This is a genomic window from Bowmanella sp. JS7-9 (genome assembly GCF_004329715.1).
GTDB classification, from domain to species: Bacteria; Pseudomonadota; Gammaproteobacteria; order Enterobacterales; family Alteromonadaceae; genus Pseudobowmanella; species Pseudobowmanella zhangzhouensis.
Window position 1 is genome coordinate 110716 of the sequence record NZ_JXSY01000015.1, and the last position, 20736, is coordinate 131451.

The 20736-nt window shown below is 50.1% G+C and carries 19 protein-coding genes; 4 read left to right on the forward strand and 15 right to left on the reverse strand.

Annotated elements, in window-relative coordinates:
* Positions 1-13: 13 nt before the first annotated feature.
* Positions 14-1393 carry a cysteine--tRNA ligase gene (gene cysS / locus TK45_RS08825; RefSeq protein WP_131258281.1) on the reverse strand — a complete coding sequence of 460 codons (1380 nt, stop codon included), beginning with the start codon at positions 1391-1393 and terminating at the stop codon, positions 14-16.
* 131 nt (positions 1394-1524) lie between these two features.
* Here cysS and TK45_RS08830 point away from each other — a divergent pair, with 131 nt between their 5' ends.
* A complete protein-coding gene (locus tag TK45_RS08830) occupies positions 1525-2019 on the forward strand; it encodes a peptidylprolyl isomerase (RefSeq protein WP_131258282.1) in 495 nt (164 codons plus the stop codon).
* Between the two features lie 6 nt (positions 2020-2025).
* Positions 2026-2748, forward strand: a complete 723-nt coding sequence (locus TK45_RS08835) for a UDP-2,3-diacylglucosamine diphosphatase (RefSeq protein ID WP_131258283.1) — start codon at positions 2026-2028, stop codon at positions 2746-2748.
* An 8-nt stretch (positions 2749-2756) separates the two neighbouring features.
* On the opposite strand, the gene miaE is transcribed toward TK45_RS08835, so the two are convergent.
* Positions 2757-3512, reverse strand: a complete 756-nt coding sequence (gene miaE, locus TK45_RS08840; protein ID WP_131258284.1) for a tRNA isopentenyl-2-thiomethyl-A-37 hydroxylase MiaE — start codon at positions 3510-3512, stop codon at positions 2757-2759.
* A gap of 177 nt (positions 3513-3689) precedes the next feature.
* On the opposite strand from miaE, the gene TK45_RS08845 reads away from it, so the two are divergent.
* Positions 3690-4286: a Yip1 family protein gene (locus TK45_RS08845; RefSeq protein WP_131258285.1), complete on the forward strand. Its 597-nt coding sequence runs from the start codon at positions 3690-3692 to the stop codon at positions 4284-4286.
* A 52-nt stretch (positions 4287-4338) separates the two neighbouring features.
* Here TK45_RS08845 and purF read toward each other — a convergent pair whose 3' ends face one another.
* From purF to fabB, 10 genes are all read right to left on the reverse strand, one after another.
* On the reverse strand, positions 4339-5859 hold the full coding sequence (purF, locus tag TK45_RS08850; protein WP_131258286.1) for an amidophosphoribosyltransferase: 1521 nt from the start codon (positions 5857-5859) through the stop codon (positions 4339-4341).
* Between the two features lie 13 nt (positions 5860-5872).
* A complete protein-coding gene (locus tag TK45_RS08855; protein ID WP_131258287.1) occupies positions 5873-6367 on the reverse strand; it encodes a CvpA family protein in 495 nt (164 codons plus the stop codon).
* 104 nt (positions 6368-6471) lie between these two features.
* Positions 6472-7107: an SPOR domain-containing protein gene (locus TK45_RS08860; RefSeq protein ID WP_131258288.1), complete on the reverse strand. Its 636-nt coding sequence runs from the start codon at positions 7105-7107 to the stop codon at positions 6472-6474.
* Between the two features lie 3 nt (positions 7108-7110).
* Complete coding sequence (gene folC, locus TK45_RS08865) at positions 7111-8373, reverse strand: bifunctional tetrahydrofolate synthase/dihydrofolate synthase (protein WP_131258289.1); 1263 nt, start codon at positions 8371-8373, stop codon at positions 7111-7113.
* Positions 8374-9222, reverse strand: coding sequence for an acetyl-CoA carboxylase, carboxyltransferase subunit beta (accD, locus tag TK45_RS08870; protein WP_131258290.1), 849 nt, complete (start codon positions 9220-9222; stop codon positions 8374-8376).
* A gap of 104 nt (positions 9223-9326) precedes the next feature.
* Positions 9327-10112 (reverse strand): tRNA pseudouridine(38-40) synthase TruA, encoded by a 786-nt coding sequence (gene truA / locus TK45_RS08875; RefSeq protein WP_131258291.1) that lies wholly within the window; start codon positions 10110-10112, stop codon positions 9327-9329.
* A gap of 48 nt (positions 10113-10160) precedes the next feature.
* Positions 10161-12839, reverse strand: a complete 2679-nt coding sequence (locus TK45_RS08880) for a FimV/HubP family polar landmark protein (RefSeq protein WP_131258292.1) — start codon at positions 12837-12839, stop codon at positions 10161-10163.
* A 294-nt stretch (positions 12840-13133) separates the two neighbouring features.
* Positions 13134-14150 (reverse strand): aspartate-semialdehyde dehydrogenase, encoded by a 1017-nt coding sequence (locus TK45_RS08885; RefSeq protein WP_131258293.1) that lies wholly within the window; start codon positions 14148-14150, stop codon positions 13134-13136.
* Between the two features lie 41 nt (positions 14151-14191).
* The gene (locus tag TK45_RS08890) at positions 14192-15310 is read right to left on the reverse strand and encodes a 4-phosphoerythronate dehydrogenase (protein ID WP_131258294.1); all 1119 of its coding nucleotides are present in this window, start codon (positions 15308-15310) and stop codon (positions 14192-14194) included.
* 82 nt (positions 15311-15392) lie between these two features.
* Positions 15393-16607 (reverse strand): beta-ketoacyl-ACP synthase I, encoded by a 1215-nt coding sequence (gene fabB, locus TK45_RS08895; protein WP_131258295.1) that lies wholly within the window; start codon positions 16605-16607, stop codon positions 15393-15395.
* Positions 16608-16704: 97 nt separating this feature from the next.
* Between fabB and mnmC the strand changes: the two genes are divergently transcribed.
* Positions 16705-18693, forward strand: coding sequence for a bifunctional tRNA (5-methylaminomethyl-2-thiouridine)(34)-methyltransferase MnmD/FAD-dependent 5-carboxymethylaminomethyl-2-thiouridine(34) oxidoreductase MnmC (gene mnmC, locus TK45_RS08900; RefSeq protein ID WP_131258296.1), 1989 nt, complete (start codon positions 16705-16707; stop codon positions 18691-18693).
* On the opposite strand, the gene TK45_RS08905 is transcribed toward mnmC, so the two are convergent.
* The 3 genes from TK45_RS08905 to TK45_RS08915 are packed head-to-tail and all read right to left on the reverse strand — an operon-like array spanning position 18686 to position 20691.
* Positions 18686-19345: a FlgO family outer membrane protein gene (locus TK45_RS08905; protein ID WP_131258297.1), complete on the reverse strand. Its 660-nt coding sequence runs from the start codon at positions 19343-19345 to the stop codon at positions 18686-18688. The genes mnmC and TK45_RS08905 overlap by 8 nt on opposite strands.
* Before the next feature lie 3 nt (positions 19346-19348).
* Positions 19349-20080, reverse strand: coding sequence for a FlgO family outer membrane protein (locus TK45_RS08910; RefSeq protein WP_131258298.1), 732 nt, complete (start codon positions 20078-20080; stop codon positions 19349-19351).
* A gap of 14 nt (positions 20081-20094) precedes the next feature.
* On the reverse strand, positions 20095-20691 hold the full coding sequence (locus TK45_RS08915; protein WP_131258299.1) for a FlgO family outer membrane protein: 597 nt from the start codon (positions 20689-20691) through the stop codon (positions 20095-20097).
* Positions 20692-20736 lie beyond the last annotated feature (45 nt).

The following is a 20736-nucleotide window of genomic DNA, read 5'->3' on the forward strand; positions in this document are numbered from 1 at the left end:
CCGCCGGTTTTTTTTATGCTTTGCGCCAGGTTGTGCCCTGTGGCCCATCCAGCAACACGATGCCCATGGCCGTAAGCTCATCGCGGGCTTTGTCAGCGGCCGCCCAGTCTTTACTGCTGCGCGCTTCATTTCTAACCTGAATCAACCGCTCGATATTCGCTACGTCCACGTCGTCATCCTGGCCCTGTAAAAACGCTTCCGGCACTTGCTGTAGCAGCCCCATCACCCCAGCCAGGTATTTCAGGGTCGCGGCTAATGATGAGACATTATCTGGCTCGGCAGATTTGGCAATGTTTAATTCACGCGCTAACTCAAATAACACTGAATAAGCTTCCGGCGTATTAAAATCATCATTCATCGCCGCGTCAAACCGCGTTACGTAGTCATTAAGTAGTGTTTGACCCGCTTCGATTTGAACGCCCTGCAAGGCAGTATACAAACGTTCTACAGAGGCTCGCGCTTGTTTCAGGTTGTCCTCTGAATAGTTCAGTTGACTCCGATAATGCGCCGACATCAGAAAATAACGTACAGTTTCAGCGTCATGTTCTTGCAGAACATCGCGCAGGGTAAAAAAGTTACCCAGTGATTTGGACATCTTTTCTTCATTAACCTGCACCATGCCGGTATGCACCCAATAATTCACATAGGGCGTGTCAAATGCGCAGCAGCTTTGCGCGACTTCGTTTTCATGGTGCGGGAAGATTAAATCTGAGCCACCACCATGAATATCGAAGTGGGTGCCTAAATGTTTGCTGTTCATTGCAGAACATTCAATATGCCAGCCCGGACGTCCTTCACCCCATGGCGAAGACCAGCTAGGCTCACCGGCTTTGGCCGCTTTCCATAATACAAAATCCAGCGGATCTTGTTTGTCACGGGCCACTTCTACCCTTGCGCCGGCCTGCAACTGTTCCAAATCCTGACGGCTCAATTCGCCATATTTATCAAACGTGCTGACATCAAACAACACATCGCCATCATCAGCCACATAAGCATGACCACGAGCAATCAGACGTTGAATCACGTCAATGATCTCAGGCATATGCGTGGTCACACGTGGTTCAATATCAGCCGGCAACAGGCCAATAGCATTAAAATCTTCATGCATCATGGCAATGGTGCGGGCGGTTAATGCATCGCAGGTTTCACCATTGGCATTAGCACGTTGAATAATTTTATCGTCTACGTCAGTAATGTTGCGTACATATGTCACGTCATATCCGCTGTGACGTAAAAACCGCACCATCAGATCGAAATTCAGGTAGGTTCTGGCGTGGCCCATATGGCACACGTCATATACGGTAATGCCGCACACATACATACCCACCTTGCCGGCAACCAGCGGTTTAAACGCCTCTTTTTGTCGGGTTAAGGTGTTATAAATGTGTAGCATGCAGAAAACTCCGTATCGTAAAAAATGAGCGCAAAGTTTATCACTGCCCAGACTGATTCGCATCCGCAATTAGACCCATTTAGCGGTTATGAGGTAGAATCGCGCCCTAAACAATAAATCCGGAACACAAAATGGTTAACCTGCACACAAATTACGGCGTCATTACGCTAAACATGCTGACTGAACAAGCGCCAAACACGGTTGAGAATTTCCTGAACTATGTCAGAGAAGGCTTCTACGACAACACTATTTTTCACCGTGTTATCGATGGTTTTATGATTCAGGGCGGCGGTTTTGAACCGGGTATGCAACAAAAAGCCACCAATGCGCCAGTTAAAAACGAAGCGAATAATGGTGTAGCCAATAAACGCGGTACCGTAGCAATGGCACGTACCATGGATCCCCACTCGGCCAGCAGCCAGTTTTTCATTAACGTAAATGACAATGGATTTTTAAACTTCCGCAGCGAGACCTCCGATGGCTGGGGTTATTGCGTATTTGCCGAAGTGGTTGAAGGCATGGACGTAGTCGACAAAATCAAAGCGGTGCGCACCGGCAATGCGGGCTTCCATCAGGACGTGCCGGTTGAAGATGTCATCATCGAAAAAGCCGTTATAAGCGAGTAACGCAATTTGGCAACGTTATTTATTGCCGATCTGCATTTATCAGAAAGCCGCCCGGATATCCTGGCGGCTTTCGAACGTTTTATCGAACAACATATTCGCGGTATCGATGCCCTGTACGTTCTGGGCGATCTATTTGAAGCCTGGATTGGTGATGATGACCAGTCAGTATTTAATCAGCAGGTCAAGGCACTGTTTCAACGGGTCGCTATGCAGCGGGTCCCCATGTATTTTATCCACGGCAACCGGGATTTTTTGATTGGCCAACGCTTCGCCAATGAAACCGGGATGCAATTGCTACCCGAGCAGCAAGTTATCGAACTGTACGGCACTCCCACCTTGATTATGCACGGCGACACACTGTGTACAGATGACGAGGCTTACCAAAAGTTTCGTAAACGCTCACGGTCGCTCTGGTGGCAACGTATGATTCTGTCTCTGCCACTAATCTGGCGACGCAAAATAGCCAAAAACGCCCGACAGCGTTCTATGCAGGCCAATCAGTACAAAAGTGAAGCGATTATGGATGTGAATCAGCTGGCTGTTGAGCGTTCAATGCGTGATGCCGGTGTTCAACGTCTTATTCATGGGCATACCCATCGCCCGGCAATTCATGAATTTTCCCTGGCGGATAAAGCCGCCCAACGCATTGTATTGGGTGACTGGTATGAGCAAGGTTCATGGTTAGTGGTCACGCCTGACGCTGTCCGTTTGGAAAATACGCCTCTTTGAGCGGAGGGTTACACTGGTACCCCACTGTGGAACTTGAATTCACTATCGGCGCCTGTAATCAGGGATTTTTCTACCCCGGCAAAATAGGCCACCCGCGGCGCTAAATCATCTTCCGTTAACATTTGAGCCAGACTGAGATAATCCTGATAGTGACGTGCTTCTGAGCGAAGCAGGGACACATAAAAGTCGCTTAATCGCTGTTCAACCAAAGGCGCCAGCGCAGCAAAGCGTTCACAACTGCGCGCCTCAATAAATGCCCCACAAATCAATCTATCTACCAGCGTAGCCGGTTCATGGGTGCGTACGTGTTTGAGTAAACCGGCTGCATACTTACCCGCTTCAATATTCTGATAAGGCACATTCATTTCATGCATAATTTCCAGCACCTGATAGAAATGATGCAATTCTTCTTTAATCAGCAACACCATCTTATCAATCAGGTCCTGTTCAAATGCCGAACTGGATTTTGGGATCATGGCTTTTTTCAGCGTGTTGAATTTGCTTAGTTCCCGCCAATCCCCTTCGCGTCGGTATACGTAAGCTTCATAAGGTTTTAACCAGTTAAGCAGCGCGTCGCCGCTGTCTTTGTCCACCGCATATTTGCGGATCATCAGCATCGCCGCTTGCGCAGCTTTTAGTTCGCACAACAAATGATCGATCAAGAGTACCGGTAGGTTGTCAGGTTTCACTGCCAGCTGTAACCAGGCGTTGGGCGTTTCACAGGTGAGAAACTGTCGGATTGGCGCTAATAAGTCAGAATACATCTTGCAAACACTGGGTTAAAACCCGTGCATTTTATCCTGATTACGCCAGGATGTCGTTAAGGCAAAAAATATATGGTTATTTTTTGACTTGATTGTTGACTTTTTGAACGATCTTAAGGATTCTGAATTTAACAAGTTGTTAACTTTTACAACATTTGCACAACAGAGGTAAAAGCTATGATTCTGAATCACTTATGGGGTTTATACGCTCACCCAAAAGAAGAATGGCAGACAATCGAAAAACGCCATGAAAGTTTATCCCACAGTCTATCTCATATATTGCTGGTAGCGCTGATCCCAGCACTGTGCAGCTATTACTCAGCCGTACATATGGGCTGGAGTATCGGAGTTGGCGATCCCATCGTGCTGACTGAGTCCAGCGCCGCGTTTGTCTCTGTAGGCATGTATGCAGGCCTAATCGCCGGTGTATTTGCGCTGGCTTACCTTATCCAATGGATGGGTGTCACCTTTGACGCCAGACCATCCTTTGCGCAAGCGATGGAACTGGCCGCTTATACAGCGACCCCTCTGTTTATGGTCGGCTTTGCCGCACTTTACCCGGTGTTATGGTTTGTTGCGCTGGTTGGTCTGATTGGACTGAGCTATTCAGTTTACCTGCTCTATGCTGGCGTACCTATTCTGATGGACATTGAAGAGGAAAAAGGCTTTATCTACTCTAGCTCGGTAGTAACCTGTGGGTTGGTACTGCTGGTCAGCCTGATGGCTGGGTCGGTCATCTTATGGAGCTTTGGCGCCGGTCCGGTTTTAGCCTAAAACAATCAACCTCATTCGAAAAAAACCGCTCATTTGAGCGGTTTTTTTTATGTTAGTTGTCACCACCCATGTTGTGGATCTCGAGGTTGGCTACCTCCGGCACATTGCGCTGTGCCTTGGAAGAATCGTTGCGCTGCGCGTTGAGGTATTCCAGATAATCCTGTGACACATCGCCAGTGATGTAATGACCATCAAAAACGGAAGTTTCAAAACGACTGATCAGTGGGTTTTCTTTACGTACTGCCGCAACCAAATCCTTCAGATCTTGGAAAATCAATCCGTCAGCTTTGATTAGCTCACAAATTTCATCGACTTCACGGCCGTGGGAAATCAGCTCATTGGCGCTGGGCATATCAATGCCATAAACGTTAGGGAATCGAATCTCAGGTGCCGCAGAGGCGAAATATACTTTTGCAGCCCCAGCTTCACGAGCCATTTCAATAATCTGTTCCGACGTGGTGCCACGCACGATGGAATCATCTACCAGTAATACGTTTTTACCCTTAAATTCGGCTGGAATCGCATTCAGTTTACGACGTACCGACTTACGGCGCAGGGTTTGCCCGGGCATAATAAACGTACGCCCAATATAACGGTTCTTAACGAATCCCTGACGGTAAGGCTTACCTAATACCTGTGCGATTTCCAGTGCGATATCGCAGGACGTCTCTGGGATAGGAATAACCACATCAATATCCAGCTCCGCCCATTCTCGCGCAATTTTCTCACCGAGCTTTTTACCCATGTTGACCCGCGATGCGTAGACAGAAATATTGTCAATGCAGGAATCCGGGCGAGCGAAATAGACAAACTCAAAAATACAGGGGGCATTTAATGGAGACTCAGCGCATTGCTTGGAATGAAGTTTGCCTTCTTCACTGATATAAATCGCCTCACCTGGCGCCACATCACGAACGAAGGTAAAACCGACCGCATCCAGCGCGACGCTCTCAGATGCCACCATATATTCATCGCCCCATTCGGTGGTACGTTTACCTAAAGACAGCGGGCGAATACCGAATGGGTCACGAAATGCCAGCATACCATTGCCGATAATGGCGGCCACACAGGCATACGCGCCTTTTACCGTTCGATGTACTTCACTGACAGCACGAAACACATCTTGCGCAGTGAGCGTCATACCCGGGCTTTTATGTAATTCATCTGCAAGGATGTTCAATAACAACTCAGAATCAGACGTGGTATTGATGTGGCGGCGTGCCGCTTTGAACACATCTCGCTTGAGTTCATCTGCATTGGTCAGGTTACCATTGTGTGCAAAGGCGATCCCAAATGGAGAGTTTACGTAGAAAGGCTGAGCTTCGGCTGAACTGGACGTACCCGCAGTTGGATAGCGCACATGACCAATGCCAAAGTTACCCATCAGACGCTGCATGTGGCGTTCCTGAAAAACATCACGCACCAGACCATTGGCCTTACGCAAATGGAATACCCCATCATTGATGGTAATAATACCGGCAGCATCCTGACCACGGTGCTGCAATACAGTCAACCCATCATAAAGCGCCTGTGCAACTGGCGTTTTACCCATTATCCCGACAATACCACACATGCGAGTTACCCTTTTAGACGGTTTGTAAAAAGCTCGAATTGGTTTTTATGTACTCAAAGAACCATTCAATCACGACACGAAATTCTGGGATCAACACCGATTGTTGCCACCATTGGGCACTCGGTGCTGGTGTAAATACATCCATGGCAAATAGCAATGCACTGACGATTAATGCGCCGCGCAGCAGGCCAAATACCGCGCCAAGTGTACGATCTGTGCCACTTAATCCGGTGTGCTGCACTAACTTCCCTATGGTGTAATTAACTAACGCACCAAAAATCAGGGTAACGACAAACAGAATGACCACAGCAGCGCCATTACGCATCATGGGATCATCCAGTTTAGTCAGAAAAACGGCCAAATCTGCATAAAAGCGGCTGGCAACAAAGAAAGCTGCAACCCAAACAGCCAAAGAAACTGATTCTTTAACAAAGCCCCTTACCAGGCTAATCAGGGTAGACAGTAAGATAACGCCGAGTATGGCAAAGTCGATCCAGTTTAAGGTCATAGGAATAGATGACTCGGGTTAATAAATTGCGCGCAGATTCTATCAGAAAGGAAGGGTGTGCCAAAAGTGCCAACTGGGATAAATATCATCATTGGCACCCTGGTTTAGTTGACCGCGTATGGCGCGACGCGCCCCTGCAGGCCAGTAACCTGTTTTAAATGGGGAATGGCATTTTGTAATTTTTGTTGATCCAGGTCCGGGCCCACAAACACTTTATTTAATGGGCCACTGGTGGTTTGAATCTTGCGACTAAAGGCGCGGTAACCGGCGTCTTCAAGCTTTTTTAGCAGGCTTTTGACATTGGCATCATGGCGGAATACGCCTAGCTGTACCACCCAACCAGCCAATGCCTGGTCTTCTTGTTCGGCCTGCTTCGCAAGTTTGGCCAGCGTTTGCGTATCTTGCTCCGAGGCAACTTCTGTTTTGGCCACGTCGGTGTCAGTGGGGTTTTCACTTTTCACGCCAGCCTCAGATGCCTGTACAATGGGCGTTTCATTCAATTGCTCATCCTGTGCCTGTTGACTGACAACTTCGACTTTCCGCGCCGTGGCTTGATTAACCTGTTCTTGCGGGAACGGTTGGGTACCACGAATTGGATCAGTGGCAGGTCGGGGAGGAACAGAGACAAAACGCTCACTGCCCTGAATTTTTTCACCATCCAGCAGATCCGGCAAAAAAATTACGGCAATCGCTACGATGGCGATGGTACCGACTAATCGATTCTGAAATGCAGATGACAAACGTTACGCTCCCTGTTGCTGAGCGTTATATTGCAACACGTCTGCTACCGTATGAAAAGAGCCAAATACTAACACCAGATCATTTTTTGCCGCACTGGCGAGTGCTTGCTGGTAAGCAGCCGTTACCGTATCAAATCCCCTCGCCTCTGCATCGGCTGGCAGTTTCGCCAACAACCAGTCTGCCTCACTGCCACGTGGGCCATGCAGCGAGGCGCAATACCAGTGTGGGGCAAAATCGTTAAACAATGGCAAACAATTGGCACTGTCTTTGTCTTTCAGCATACCGACCACAATATGTAATCTTGCATAGGACAGCTGGCTAAGTTTATTCACTAAATAGCGGCATGCATGGGGGTTGTGCGCCACATCCAGAATCACAAATGGCTGTTGATGGATAATCTGACAGCGTCCCGGCAGTTGCACTGAAGCAACCAGTTCGCGCAGTTGGCTATCAGTTAGCGGAAGCGCCAGCCATTCGATGGCCGCTAAAGCGGTTGCAGCATTCATCGGAACCAAAGACGGGGCTGGTAACTGCTCAATCTGACGTTTTCCGTGCCAGTTCCATTGGTACCCTCTTTGTGTCAGCGTGAAATCTCGCCCGCTAAAACTGGCATTAACCCGCTTTTGTTCTATCACGCCTAACACTGACGCAGGAACATCCGTTTCACCGATAATCGCGGCTTTATTAGCACGCAAAATACCAGCTTTTTCGAAACCGATTGCGTCGCGGGTGCTACCTAACCAATCCTGATGGTCTAAATCGATACTGGTGATAATCGCTAAATCCGGGTCGATAATATTCACCGCATCCAAACGTCCACCGAGCCCCACTTCCAGAATCGCCACATCAGGCTTGGCATCGGTCATCAATAAGAAAGCTGCCAACGTGGTAAATTCGAAATAGGTCAACGAAATATCGCCGCGGACAGCCTCGATTTGTGTAAATGCCTGACAATAGGCTTCCGCAGACAACATCTGCTGGTCGATACGCACACGCTCGCGAAAATCAAGCAGATGGGGAGAGCTATACACGGCGACGGACTTTTCCGCGGCAAGACAAGCTTGCTCTATCATCGCACAGGTGGTGCCTTTGCCATTGGTGCCGGCGACGGTTATCACTGTGCTGGCAGATAAATCGATAGGTAAACGGCACATCACCTGTTGCAGGCGTTCCAGTCCCATATCGATATTTTTTGGATGGATAGATTCCAGATAAGTCAGCCATGCCGGCAATGTTGCAGGCATGACCTTTTCATTTTGTGACATTTACAGGTGCTTGTGATGCAGTTTGCTCAGAATGCTGTGGATTTTATCGCGCATTTGGCGTCTGTCCACAATCATATCTATCGCACCTTTCTCCAGCAGAAATTCGCTACGTTGGAATCCTTCCGGCAATTTCTCACGCACTGTTTGTTCAATGACCCGCGGACCGGCAAAACCAATCAAGGCTTTTGGCTCTGCGATGTTGACATCACCCAGCATGGCCAGACTGGCAGACACGCCACCCATGGTCGGGTCGGTGAGCACAGAAATATACGGCAAGCCTTTTTCGCTCATCTTCGCCAGCGCAGCAGAGGTTTTTGCCATTTGCATCAGGGATAACAGGGCTTCCTGCATCCTCGCACCACCGCTGGTTGAGAAACAAATCAACGGCATATTATTGGCGATACACGCCTCGGCGGCTTGCACAAATCGCGCGCCAACTACCGATGCCATTGAACCGCCCATAAAGCTGAATTCAAATGCGGCAGCGACCACTGGCATACCTTTCAGGCGTCCCTGTAATACAACCATCGCATCTTTTTCGTTACTGGCTTTTTGCGCACTGCTGATGCGATCTTTATAGCGCTTGCTGTCTTTAAATTTAAGAACGTCCTTGGGTTCGAGATTTGCTCCCAGTTCTTTGAGTTCGCCCTCATCCAGAAATCCGGTCAGGCGATCCCGTGCGCCAATGCGCATATGATGCGAACATTTTGGACAAACCTGTTGCTGACGATCTAATTCAGCCTGATACAGTACCGCATTACAGTCGGTACATTGTGCCCACACACCCTCAGGAACATTACTTTTGGTAGAAGACTGGGTGCGAGGCAAGATTCTTTCAATCCAGCTCATTTGTTATCCGTTTGTTTGCTGTCTAACTAAGTGAAATTGCGCATATTTAAGCACAACATCAGGGATATTCACCACAGATAACTGGTCTTAGAAGTTAAACCTGCTTATGCCGGCCAAAACAGCGGCCCCATCGGGGTGACAGGAAGATTAAATTCAGCTGGGTAATCAACCCGGACCAGATACAAACCATTGGGCTTGGCCGTGGCCGCCGCCAATGTGCGATCACGCCCAGCCAGTAACGTCGCCATCCACTCCAGTGGCTGGTTGCCCTGACCAATTTCTATTAATGACCCGACGATATTACGCACCATATGGTGTACAAACGCGTTGGCCTGAATCTCAACCATAACATAGTCGCCCTGACGACTTACTTCGACAAAGGTAACGTTGCGGTTGGGCGAGTGAGACTGACACTGGGCCGCGCGAAATGCGCTGAAATCATGCTCACCTATCAGTGCTTGCGCCGCTTCATGCATGCGTTGATGATCCAGCCGGCCATACACATGAGTTACACCGGGCAGTAAAATGGCGGGGCGATAGGGATGATTAAAAATCACATAGCGATACCGGCGTGCAGTGGCAGAAAAGCGCGCATGGAACTCATCTGACACAGGCATCGCCCAGCGCACCGCCACAGCATCAGGCAAATTCGCATTCATACCTAATGTCCAGGCGCGTAACGGCCGTTCTACCGGACTATCAAAATGAATCACCTGACCGGTGGCATGAACTCCCGCATCGGTGCGCCCGGCACAAAATATATCCAGCGGCTCACCGCAAATAGTTTGCAGTGCGCGTTCCAACTGTCCCTGCACGCTGTCGACTTCACGCTGACGCTGCCAGCCATAAAAGCGACTGCCGTCGTATTCTATTCCTAAAGCTATACGCATGATGATGTGTGTTGTACAAAAGCCGCTATCTTAGCGCAGCACGCCGCGCTAAGACAGGGTATCAATGTTATTCAGTAGCCGGTTAACTTCTGACAATTTGTTACCAGTTGCCGACTGCTGCATTTCCAGCAACAATTCTTTGGCCAATTCATTGTCACCCATTTCCATGTAGGCAATGGCTAAATCTAATTGGCTATCACCTTCGTCTTCGCTCTCTGCATTATCCTCAGAGGCAAGATCAAACCCCAGTTCTGACAGGTCAATGTCCAGCGCCGGAGGTGGGTCAACCATATCATCATCTGATTCGGCTAACAAAGACTCCACATCCAGATAGTCTTCTTCGCTGACTTCCGGGTCTTGCAATAAGGCTTCTAAATCCAAATCCGGGTTATCAAGTGCGGGTGCGCTTTGGCGAGAATTAGGTTGTGAGTCGAGACTTTCCGCGCCGAGCTCAGGGATGTCATTCAGCAATTCATCAAAACTGGTGTTTTCCAGTTCATCCAGCAACTGACTGTCATCGTTATCCTCACTTTGCGAGGTCAGAACATCTAATTCCGACTCGTCGTCTGCCAGTTCCCCATCAAATTCAAACGACTCCAGCGACGCGTCATTTAACAAATCATCCAGTTCACTGGCAAATTGGTCCAGGTCCTGAGGGACCGGTGCCTGCTTACGAGGCTCGTCTGGTTCCGCATCCAGTGCATCGAGCGCGGCATAAAGCTCTTCATCTCCGGTCGAGGCCGGTAATTCGCTCAGCATCTCGTCGGCAGTGAGTTCAGGTGTCGCCCCCTCATTTGCATCTTGCGGGTCAACTAATTCATCAAGCAGTGCGTCCGATAATTCATCCTGGTCATCCAATGGCGCTTGCTCGTTAAGGGACTGATTTTCAGCGATCAGTTCATCCAATAATTCATCTGAGAGCACATCATCATTGTCCGAATCCGGCTGCTCAGCTGCTGGCGCAGGTTGATTTTCAGCAATAAGTTCATCCAGCAGATCATCCGACAGTGCGTCAAATTCATCTGCTGATTGCGCTGGCGCGTCGTTGGCTTCTGGTGCTAACTCTGCCAGTAATTCATCGGCTAAATCATTGTCCGGATCGCTCTCATTTTGGCTATCATTGGCTGGTTCTGCTGCATCGTCTGTATCATCCAGATCACCAATCATGCTCTGCATTTCGTCAAAGCTATCCAGATCGTTTATCAACTGATCAGCCAGTTCATCAATTTTAACGCTGTTTTGCTCAATCTCTTCGCCAAGATTTTCCATTTGGCCGGCATTCAATGCAGCCTTACCTTCCAGTGACATAATTTCAATGTCAGTGAAATCTTCGGCATTTAATGCTTCGGTCGCTTCATCGTTATCTTTCAATACCTGCAGTTCGGTATCGTCTTGAGCAGCAGGCTCTGGGGCTATTTCCGCGGATGCTGTTTCGTTGCTGACAACCTCAGCTTTCGGCGGGGTAAGTAACTCGTCATCATCCTGATTGTCGAACAAATCATCCAGATCGCCTTGGGAGATTAATTCTTCTCCAAGTTCGGCCACTGGTGGCGCTTCATCTTCTGCAGACAGTTCCGCATCCAGCGGGGTATCCAACACAGTTTCATCCAACTCCGCTTCCATACTGGATAACTCGTCATTAAGGTCATCCAGTGAGTCATTTCCCAAATCCAGCGGTGTATCCAGCTCGGCTGTACCGAAGAGATCATCATCCATGATCTCTTCTCCGAGGGAATCGAGCATATCTTCATCTTCCAGACTGGCGTGGGTGATTGGTGCTGTAGCCGGAGTGCTCAAATCCGGTTTCGCTAAGGGAGGAGCAGAAACGGGGGTTTCAGTCGCGGTAACAGGCGTCGGTGCAGGCTCAGAATTTCCGGCCAGTTTGCGCCACATAAAGAACGCAATCCCGAGTAACAGCAACGTCCCGCCGGAAGCAACCCACACCCACCAAGGGATATCCAGGCCCTTTTCGGCTTCCATACGACGACGTTCTTCTTCCTCTCTGGCCTGACGAAGCTGATCACTCAACATTGCCTGCGAGCGGGCTAAATCGGTCAGTTGTTGTTCAACTTCCCCGCCCTCTCCGACCCGGGTTTGCAGATCGGCAAGTTCCTGACTGACAGCATCAAGGCGTTGATAAACCTTGCGGTTTTCTTCCAGCAAACGCTCAATATTTTCAATCGACGCGCCAAACTGATCGCGCAATTGCATAAATTGTTCAGTTTGTTGCGAGGACAGGGTATCCAGCTTGGTCTGCAGCTCTTGCTTGGCGGTTTCTAACGCCTCATTGCTGACTTTTTCACTGGCGGTGGCTTTTTCCGGGGTCTTATCGTCGCTGCTCTGCTTGCGCCAGCGCTGTTCGTCAATTTCGACCCGCTCACGCGCGGCCTTCGCATCCACACGCTTCACATAAGCTACCGATGGCAGCTTAAGCACGGCACCGTCGCGCATTAAATTCAGATTATCGTTTTCAAACGCCGCCGGATTAAGCTGATAAATCGCCAGCATGACCTGATACACACCAATTTCCCGATCCTGGCGTGCATATTTGCTGGCAATTGCCCACAAGGTATCGTCCTTGGTGATCGGGCCAACCGTGGCACCAGAATATTCGCGACTGGCGTTTTTGGGGCCCTTTAACTGGACTTGCTGGGATTCTGCGGCGGGCACTGCAGACAAGCCAAGTCCGGCGATTAGCAGCACTGCGGATAGCTGTCGCTTGTTCATAGACTGTCCTTTCCGATCCCCAAAACTATTGTCATTGTTGTTTTATCGTTTGCTCATGTTAAATGCAGTCGAGCCGATGCCATTACCAGCAAAAATTTGACGCTGGGCAAAATAGTAGCAAATTTCCCTGCAAGACCTATTCCATATCGGAACTGGTGATGGTGCCTTGCATGGTAACCTATTCGACGCAGTCCTTGAATATTGTTTATCGGCTAAATACACGGAAATTTAAACAAAAAAGGTGGCGAAATCTCGCCACCTTTTTAAACCCAACATTCTGATCGATAACGCTTTTTACATGTAATCGGCGATTAGACGTTCAGCAATTTGAATACTATTTGTGGCTGCACCTTTACGAACGTTGTCCGCCACCACCCACAGATTGATGCCGTGCGGGTGAGAAATATCTTTACGCACCCGGCCAACGAATACTTCGTCCTTACCACTGGCATCCGTTACCTGAGTCGGGAATTCCTCACGAGTATCTCTTAACACCACACCTGGAGCGTTACGCAGTAACTCTTTAACCTGTTCAACTTCAATTGGCTGATGGGTTTCAATATGAATCGCCTCGGCATGGCCATAAAACACCGGAACACGAACCGCTGTTGGGTTAACCAGTATGCTGTCATCGCCGAGAATTTTATGGGTTTCCCACACCATTTTCATTTCTTCTTTGGTGTAATCGTTATCCATAAACACGTCGATTTGCGGGATCACGTTAAATGCGATTTGACGGCTGAAATTCTCGACCTGCACTTCCTGGGCGTTCAACAGGCTGGCAGTCTGCTTGGCCAGTTCTTCCATCGCGTCTTTACCCGCCCCCGATACCGACTGGTAAGTACACACGTTGATGCGCGCAATGCCAACCGCATCATGGATAGGCTTCAATGCCACCAGCATCTGGATTGTTGAGCAGTTGGGATTGGCGATAATGTTACGGTTACGAAAATCTGCCAATGCATGCGGATTTACCTCCGGCACCACTAAAGGAATATCCGGCTCATAGCGATAGTGAGAGGTATTGTCGATCACCACACAGCCGGCGTCGGCGGCCAGCGGAGCAAATTTAGCAGAGATGTTACCGCCCGCAGAGAACAAACCGATTTGTGCTTGTGACCAGTCAAACTCATCTGCGTTCAGTACAGTAATGTCCTTGCCCTTGAAGCTGATTGTGCCACCAGCAGAACGCTCACTGGCCAGTGGATATAGGTTATTTACCGGAAAATTACGCTCTTCCAGAATCTCAATCATATGCTGGCCCACCAGACCGGTAGCGCCAAGCACCGCAACGTCAAAAGCACGTGACATTAATGGTTTTCTCCACAAAGTGATAATTGAATGTGCAGTTTTCAGACCGGCTGAAAACCAAGCCCATAGAGTGCCTGCGAAACAGAATTTTTTCCAGCATTTAAGCGATATGCAGAGCATTCTCTGCGTATCGGATAGTGTTTACGCAACGCGCTAAAATCACTGGCATTTCGCATTTGCTGCCTAAAGCGTAGATCATCTTGTGAAATATCGTAGACGGCGCAGATTAATCGGTCGATATCCGCTGGTTGCGGATCTTGCAAAGTGAAACATTCGGGCTGCGCAGGTGGTAAAAAATCTGCCAACGATAAATTCGCTTCCATGGCTAACTGCTCACAGGCTGCCTGATAGACCATTTCGGTACCGCGAGCTTTGCCTTCAATGCTGTGCCCCGCGATGTGGGCGCTGGCGAAAATCACATGAGGAATAAGCCGGGTGTCAATATCCGGCTCTCGCTCCCATACATCTAAAATAACATTCAACTTCCGGCCTGACTCAAACGCCGCCAGTAAGGCGCGGTTGTCTACTACCTCACCGCGGGATGCGTTGATTAATAATTGGTTTGAAGATAATTGTGCCAGTCGCGTGGCATCGAACAGATGCAAAGTAGGATGGTCACCATTTTTGACCAGCGGCGTATGCAGGGTAATGACGTCACACTGCATAATCGCATCCATGGTCACAAATTCCCGGTTATCGCCTGCGGCCTGTTTCGGCGGATCGCACAACAGATAACGCACACCCAGCGCCTCAAGGCGAGCAGCCAGCGCACTACCAACCTGCCCGGCTCCGACGATGCCGACGGTTTTATCCCGCCACTGCCATTGCAAACGGCCGGCGCTTTGCACCAGTGCACTGAGCACATATTCCGCCACGGATACGGCATTACAACCGGCTGCTACGTAGGCCGGAATATTGCGTTTTCGCAAATAATCTAAATCCAGGTGATTAAATCCGGCGGTGGCCGTCGCGACAAAGCGTAGCTTCTCACACTGACCAATTAACGCTTCATCCACTTTGGTCGTGGAGCGTACCAGCAGCATACTGGCATAGCGTAAATCCGCCGGCGTCACAGATCCGCCGCTAAATCCCTGACAAGGCCCTAAGCAGGCAAAAAACGCGTCGGCATAAGGCATCGACGTTTCATAAAAAATGGTCATGAAAAACTACTGTAACGAGTGTCAGATGTGCCATTATGCCATAAAAAAAGGGGCTTTCGCCCCTGATTGAATTGGATAATGATTACCCCTGATAACGAGCCATTACCAGCGTGGCATTGGTGCCACCGAAACCGAAACTGTTAGACATTACAGTATTCAGTTTCGCCTGACGCGGACTGGTCACGATATCCAGACCAGCGGCCTGCTCATCAAGATTATCGATATTTACAGACGGCGCGATAAAGTCATATTGCATCATCAGCATGCTGTAAATGGCTTCCTGTACACCCGCGGCGCCCAATCCATGCCCTGTCATGGCTTTGGTAGCACTGATCGCAGGCGATTTATGCCCGAAGACATGCTGAATTGCGCCTAATTCTTTTACATCGCCCACGGGTGTTGATGTGCCATGGGTGTTGAGATAATCAATTGGCGCAGACACGGTTTCCATCGCTTGCTGCATGCAGCGGATCGCGCCTTCACCAGACGGTGCCACCATATCGTAACCGTCTGATGTCGCCCCGTAGCCAACAATCTCAGCGTAAATATGCGCGCCACGCGCCAACGCATGCTCCAGTTCTTCAACCACGACCATACCGCCGCCGCCAGAGATCACGAAACCATCACGATCAGCATCATAGGTACGCGATGCTTTATCAGGTGTTTCATTGTATTTGGTCGACAGTGCGCCCATGGCATCAAACATCATTGCCAATGACCAGTGCACCTCTTCACCACCACCGGCAAATACAATGTCCTGTTTACCCAACTGAATCTGTTCCAGCGCCGCACCGATACAGTGAGCTGACGTCGCACAGGCGGAACTGATCGAATAATTCACACCTTTAATTTCAAAAGGCGTGGCCAGACACGCAGATACCGTGCTGCTCATGGTGCGCGGCACCATATATGGCCCCACACGTTTGACGCCTTTTTCACGCAAGGTATCTGCCGCCTCAATTTGGTTGGCCGATGATGCGCCACCTGAGCCCGCGATAAGACCCGTGCGTGGATTGGATACCATTTCCGCCGTCAATCCAGCGTCTTCAATCGCCTGTTGCATGGAGATGTATGCAAAGGCCGCGGCATCCCCCATAAAGCGAATCGCTTTACGGTCAATATGTTCTTTAATATCAATGGCGGGTTGGCCCCAAACCTGGCTGCGCAGTCCCATCTCCACAAATTGCTGTGAATGGCTGATACCGCTTTTGCCGGTTTGTAAGGCGGCCAGCACTTCCTGTTTGTTATTCCCAATACTGGATACAATACCTAATCCAGTGATCACCGCTCTTTTCATATTTAACCCTGAATGTAAAATTGCCCGCACATGTTAAAGATTTTTAGCGGAAAACTGGTCTGCTCTTTGCTCCGTTTTTCCGCGTGGATGACAGAATTTGAAAATTACCCCTGCCAGTATCGCTTTTAATCAGCAAGGCACCCCGGTTGCCACCGAATTTGACGATGTCTACTTCTCTAATCAGGATGGCTTGGCTGAAAGCCATTTCGTGTTTTTTCAACACAATGGCTTACCACAACGCTGGCAGTCACCGAGTAGTTTGCCATTTGTCATCGCCGAAACTGGTTTTGGTACCGGCCTGAATTTTTTGCAAACCTGGCAACAGTTTGTCGAAAGCGGTCAGCAAGCACAAGCCCTGCACTTTATCAGCGTGGAAAAATTCCCGTTAACCCGCGCCGATTTGGCTCAGGCTCTGGCCAGTTGGCCGACGCTACAGGGATTTGCCGCACAACTAATCCAGCAATATCCCGCCGCTATTGCGGGCTGTCACCGACTAGAGTTTGAACAAGGTAAGGTTTTCCTGGATCTGCACTTCGGCGATGTGGACGATATCTTCAGCGATATGGCCTGCCCGCCCGATGGACTGGTGGACGCCTTTTATCTGGACGGCTTTGCGCCGTCAAAAAATCCACAGATGTGGAGCGATAGTTTGTTTTCACACATGGCGCGCCTGGGGAAACCGGGCAGCACCTTTGCCACGTTCACCGCCGCGGGTTTTGTGCGTCGAGGCTTGCAAGCCGCCGGTTACAGCGTGGATAAGGTGCCGGGCTTTGGCACCAAACGGGAAATGCTGTGTGGCAGACTGGAGAACAAGCCGCTAACCCAAAGCGACTCCTGCTGGCAACGCTATCAGGCTAAACCTGCATCTAAACAAGTAACTATTATTGGCGCAGGGTTGGCGGGCGCAAATCTTGCTCATGCCCTGGCCAAACGCGGTATCGAGATCAATCTGTTTAGTCAGGCAGAGGGAGCGGCGGATGGGGCATCGGGTAATCTGCAGGGTGGGTTCTATCCACAGCTGCATGTGGCCCCCAGTCACAGCAGTCTGATTCAGGCGCTGGCTTTTACCTACGCAAAAAGGACCTATGCCTGTCTGCTCAATGACGGCTATGCATTTGACGGAGAATTTTGTGGCGTGTTGCAGGTAGGGTTTAATCCTGAACAACAGGCTCGGATTCAATCACTGGCAGAGCGCGCCAGTTGGCCGCAAGACTTAGTTCATTGGGTTGATGTGGATACCTGCAGCGAATTAGCTGGCATCGCCATGCCCTATCCCGCCCTGTTTATTCGCGAAGGCGGTTGGCTGAATCCGCCCTCCCTGATTGATGCACTATTGCAAAAGGCATCCAGCCTGAGTCCGCTGACTTGTCACTACCAGCATAGATTGCAACACGTAGAGCGCCTCCCTCAAGGCTGGCTACTGACGTTTGACAATGGCGTGCAGCACCAGTGTGAGACGTTAGTGTTTGCCACCGGTGCCGAGTCAATCAATCTTCCCCTATTAAATGCGTTACCGCTACGCCCGGTGCGCGGACAGGTCGAGCATCTGCCCTCACAGGGGCAACTTAGCAAATTGCGCAGTGTCGTATGTCATAAAGGCTATCTCACCCCCGCATGGCAGGGCCGGCATGCAATGGGTTCCACCTATACAAAAGGTGATATGGCAAGGGATGTGCGGGGGGCGGAGAGCGATTACAACCTCAGCACTTTGCAAACCGCACTGGCAGATTGTGACTGGGTCGGAGAGGTACATGGCGACGGCCAGGCGCGCGCATCGGTCCGTTGTACCACACCGGATCACCAGCCAATTATGGGCGCCATGCCTGATGTTGCCGCTCAGCAGCAGCAATTTCAAACACTGAACCAACGCAAAGCAGAGGATATTGCCCTCGCGCCATCTACCTTGCCGGGCATGTATGTACTGACAGGATTAGGCTCCCGGGGGCTGTGCACGGCGCCGCTGATGGCTGAGGCATTGGTTTGCCAGATGTACGGCGAACCTTTGCCGCTCGGTCAAACTTTGCTTAATGCCCTCAATCCCAACCGGTTTTTATTGCGAGAACTGAAAAAAAGCGCAGCTAATTAAGCTGCGCGTAGGCTTGCATGCTGTCCAGAACCGTGTAGGGAATTAGCACGTCAGCGCTGGCCACCACTTGTTTGTTATCCAGCGACATCATCCGTGCAAAGACCTTTAATCCATTCGGTGTAGGCTGCAGCGTGCCCGATACGATATGGGTGAGATTAAACGACCGGCTGAGTTCACTGGCATCGCGACTGAACACCCGTTCCCCATCCGCGCCTAACTGAATATTGCCGGTCAAACGTACATCGACCACACTGGCACCACTTTTTTGCAGCGCCTGCAGCAGATTTTCCGCCAGAATATTCCCCACCGGACCGGTCTGTTTCAAACTCTCATCCAGCATCACAAAAGACGCCACGGCAACACGACGGTCAGCCGGCAACATCTCGCCATGGGTGGCCATTTGCAGCGCTAGCTGCTCGGCATAATCCCCCAGGGTTTTATGGGTGTAGCGCGCCGCAAACGAACTCGGTAGCCGTCTACTGACGATTTCCTGCTGCTCCAAGTGACTTGGCGTTGTCATTGGCGTATGCGGATAAAAGCGTGGTGCGGGCTGTGGCGCCGTGCTGACATCAGTTTGCACAGTTTGCTCCATCTCCAGCAAGGTACAGCCGGTTAACATCAACACTGGCAACGCGTGCAATATTTTATTCATGCTCTAGCCCTGTTTCAGGTTAACGCGCTCATGGCTTTGCTGGCCTTCACCTAAGATGGCATCCACTACGTGAAAGGGGATCAGCATTTGCGCAGTCGCGACAACCGCCTTTGATTTCATGCCTAATACACGTGCATTGACCATATACCCACCACTGTGCTTCGCTAATGTACCGGTCAGGATGTAATTCAGACCGACATTACCGTCCAATTCCAGAAAATCACGGGTCAGGAAAAAATCCCCCTGCGGCGTGATGCGAATATAATCGGTACTTTTAAAGTCCACGACCGGGATCCGAAATTTATGCAACTCATGCATAAACGACTCGGCCATCTGCAACCCTAAAAGATTGGTTTGCTGTAAATCACTGTCCAACAGCGCGAAATGGGTAACACCAATGGGGGTCTTATCTGATACATATTCCATATTGCTGACCAAGTCCTGGGTCAGACTCTGGACATAGTCTCCAATATGCCGCCCCGTGTACTGGCTGAGATAGCCGCCACGTTGCAGGTGACTGTTTGACGCGGGGTTGCCAAACGCATCCAGCGACAACTTATCGCCATTTTCGTCCTGCTCATATTCGCGCACGTTAACCACGCGCATGGGTTGGGCAGTGGCAGGCATGTCCTTGCTGGTTTGAACTGTTTCATCCTGTCCCAGCCAGCTCTGCATATCCCAGCTGGCGCAGCCTGTCAGCATCAATACACAGGCCAAAGGTAATTGTTTAATCATTTTGTTCCCCTCACTCATTGCGTTTTACGGTAAAGCAGACCGTTGCGACTGGTAACTTGCTCCTCCTGCCAGAATAAACCGGCCGGGAAAAATTTGGTGGCTGCTGCGATCACATCCCGGGATTGCACATGCACCAGGCGTGCATTGACGATGGCTCCCGCTTCCTGACGCACAATCGTGCCACTTAAAAAGTATTCCGCCGGTTGCGAACCGGCAAGCTCTTCAATACTGCGGGAGAAAACCCGTTCTGAGTCACCGCTGAGCAAAATATCAGGCGTTAATTTATAATCCTGCGCAATCCAGCCACGACGGCTGAGTTCGGTGATCAGCCCTTGTTCCAGCTGATGGCCCAATAGCATCAGCGGATTCTGTTCAGTCAGATTAGATTTGAGCGTGGTAACCGGCACGAAAGTGGCTACAGCGATGCGACTGGTACGATCGACACGAATGCGTGACAGTAATTCCGATGCCAGTTCAGAGGTGTGATATTCCACATTGCCGAGCGCCGGGATCTCGTCACCGGACAACTGGCGTGACGTGTCGGCTACATCCGGGCTGGTACTGCATCCGGCGATAAAGGCAGTAAATACAAAGGGTAACAGCGCTTTCATAAAAGGACCTTTGGTTTGCGTTAGTAAACCAAAAGCAATAAACGC